Annotated in this window: 4 protein-coding genes; all 4 read left to right on the forward strand. The window is 45.8% G+C overall.

Annotation, left to right across the window (positions count from 1 at the left end; all coding sequences use genetic code 11):
* The first annotated feature begins 211 nt into the window (after positions 1–211).
* Positions 212–1,290, forward strand: a protein-coding gene (locus C3B51_RS22360) for an IS3 family transposase (protein ID WP_240701956.1) whose coding sequence is annotated in 2 segments (ribosomal slippage) — positions 212–464 and positions 464–1,290 — 1,080 coding nt in all. Because the reading frame shifts where the segments join, the coding sequence is not laid out codon by codon here.
* 146 nt (positions 1,291–1,436) lie between these two features.
* The gene (locus C3B51_RS22365; RefSeq protein WP_130246446.1) at positions 1,437–1,694 is read left to right on the forward strand and encodes a hypothetical protein; all 258 of its coding nucleotides are present in this window, start codon (positions 1,437–1,439) and stop codon (positions 1,692–1,694) included.
* A complete protein-coding gene (locus tag C3B51_RS22370; protein WP_130246447.1) occupies positions 1,694–2,056 on the forward strand; it encodes a hypothetical protein in 363 nt (120 codons plus the stop codon). The genes C3B51_RS22365 and C3B51_RS22370 overlap by 1 nt, the downstream gene beginning before the upstream one ends.
* Positions 2,057–2,368: 312 nt before the next feature.
* Positions 2,369–3,045: hypothetical protein (locus C3B51_RS22375; protein WP_130246448.1), on the forward strand; the 677-nt coding region annotated here is incomplete at its 3' end.

Genomic DNA, 3,045 nt, shown 5'->3' on the forward strand with positions numbered 1-3,045 from the left:
GCACGCGAAGGCAATGCCGGAAATTACAAGGACACCCACCCAAAATCGTAGACATTCAGTTCGGATTCTTGGGTGGGTGATTGAGATGGACGCTTCGAAATCGGCGTTAGTGCGCCACGCTGATATCCGACACCGACAAACCTGTAACTCCCCCATAAACTGCAACAGTTCTTGAGTAGAATTTCCATTAACAGAAGAAGGAAGTTTTACGATGAGAAAAAGCAAGTTCACCGAGTCACAAATTGTCGCCATGATCAAAGAAGCTGAATCGGGTATTTCGGTTCCAGATCTTTGCCGAAAACACGGAATTGGACAGAGCACATTTTATAAATGGCGCTCCAAATATGGCGGCATGGAAGCGTCGGATGTAAAGCGACTGAAAGAGCTTGAAGAAGAGAATCGCAAGCTCAAAGACATGTTTGCAACACTGAGCCTTAAACACACTATGCTTGAGGAAATCGTTGCAAAAAAGCTGTGAGCACAAGCAAGCGCAGAGCGTGGGTTGAGCACTTCCTAGAGCAGTATGAGGTAAGTGTGGCACTTGCTTGTGAGGTTGCAGGACTAAATCGAAGTGTCTATTACTACACGCATAAACGACCACCTGATGATGAAGTAATCGATGCGTTGCTGTTGCTTGTGGAGCGCCATCCTCGCTGGGGTTTGCCTAAGCTGTTTAAACGACTTAGGCATCAAGGTAAAACATGGAACAAGAAGCGTGTTGAACGCGTTTACAATATGCTAAAGCTCAACTTGCGACGTAAAGGAAAGCGCCGTGTTCCTACACGTAACCCAGAGCCATTGAGTACGCCGGAAAAGCACAATGATTCTTGGTCTATGGATTTCATGAGTGACGCTTTAAGCTTTGGACATCGCTTCAGAACATTAAATATTATTGATGATTATAATCGGCAAGCACTGGCCATCGAAGTTGACACCAGCTTGACCACAGAGCGAGTTATTAGAACGCTTGAACGAGTGATTGCCTGGCGAGGAAAGCCGTCGCAGATAAGGGTTGATAATGGACCTGAATTTACATCCAGCCTGTTAGAAAGTTGGGCGCAGGAGAAAAACATAAAGCTAGAGTTTATTCAGCCTGGTAGCCCTTATCAAAACGGTTTTGTGGAGCGCTTTAATCGCAGTTATCGAGAAGAAGTATTAGATTTATATCTGTTCGATTCACTACAACAAGTACGCGAAATCACAGATGAATGGCTAGAAATTTACAATTATGAAAGGCCTCACGATGCACTGGAAGACATGACTCCAGTTGGCTACCTTGAGGCTGCATAATTCTACTAATGAGCTGTACTAGGTTGGGTGGAGTTACATTTTCCCATGAGTTAAATGTTGAAGTATCTGCTGAGATTATTAGAGTATCAGAGTCAAATTTCAGATTGGGTCCTGTATTCACGGATTATTATAGTGGAGTTGTTGGAATGAACTATCAATTCAGTGATAGGGCTGTAGCGATGGTACATACTCATGGACAAAGGTGGGCTGAATCAGCGGGCTTTTCTGGTGGTGACTATGGCTATTATAAGGGAGATAACCCTGTGGGTAGAGCTATTAATGGATACTTAGCAAACCCTTATGGAGAACTGTTGAAATTTGACGCTATGTATTATCAACGAGATTATTATAAAGCACCAGATCACATGTATTGTACTAATCTGACTAATGGAGGCAAGTGTTAATGAAGTGTTTATTTGCTTTGTTTTTATTTTTTTTGTCAGACTTCGTGTTGGCATCTGAAAAGATATATCAAGTTTCATTACCAAAATTGTTAAGCGTTGGTGATAATTATGAAGGGAAAAAAATAAGGGTTACAGGGTATTTGATGTACACAAGGGGATTCTATTGGCTTTCTCTCTATAGTAAAGGGGAAGTTATATATAGTTCTGTTAAGTTAAATGTAGAGCAAGCCGATGTCTATTTAAGTCGGGAAAAACCGAGCCAGCTTTATGACATTACGGGAGTATTTAAGACTTGTAACGGCTACCATAATTGTTCTGATGAGATAGTAGTTGAGCCAAAAGGAGCATCACCGCGTCATTAATGCATGAGTAGTCTGTAGTTACATTGTAGTTACATGACATCCACCCAAAATCGTAGGCATTTCAGTCTGGGCTTTTTGGGTGGGTGAGGTGAGTTGCATGGAAGGTGAGTTGCATGGACACCCACCCAAAATCGTAGGCATTTCAGTCTGGATTTTTTGGAGTGGGTGATGTGGTGGACGCTTCTAAATCGGCGTTAATGCGCCCCCCTGATAGACAACGGCTACAACGACCTGACGGGTCGTAAAACCAGCACCAAAGACCGTGATCGGGGCCACTGGCAGTACACTTACAATGCATTGGGTGAGCTGCTTGTGCAAACCGATGCCAATGGCGATAAGCTGAGCTTTGAGTACGACGCACTTGGTCGTAAAACCACACTCAAAATTAATAATGTGGTGGATAGCGAGTGGCATTACGACACCAGCAAACCCTGGCGTCTGGACCAGGAGGTGCGTGGCAGCTGGGCGCGGTCATACCTGTATGACGGGCTGGGGCGTCAGGTGGCATCGGTCACCGATCTGGAAAGTGACCTGAGCTGTAAAGGTCAAGTCAGCTACGAGCCTGCCACTAAAGATGTGCGGATAACAGACGCGCTGACTTCCATACATGGCGCTAAATGTGTGGTGCAGCTGACCACCTTTGATGAGTATGGCCGGGTGTTCCAGCAGTTTGATGATTACCGGCGTACCCGCGAGCGTGGCCGTTTTGTAGAGGCCCGAGGCCAGCGCTTATACTACAGCGCCGGACAGGTTGATAAAAAGCAGGAAGCACGAGAGGGCGACCGTGGACAGCTGTACTATGTTGCCGACTCGCACGATGCAGCCGGGCGGGTGACCCGCTACCAGAAAGGCCACTTTAGTATGGCGGTGGGCTATGACAGCCGCGGCCAGCTGAGCACGCTGGGGGTTGCTCAGGAGAGTGCCTATCGTTATATCCAGCAGCGAAAATTACATGGAAAATTACATGTACACCCACCCAAAATCGTAGA

Origin of the sequence: Pseudoalteromonas rubra, from assembly GCF_004212645.1 — a bacterium.
Lineage (GTDB): Bacteria > Pseudomonadota > Gammaproteobacteria > Enterobacterales > Alteromonadaceae > Pseudoalteromonas > Pseudoalteromonas rubra_G.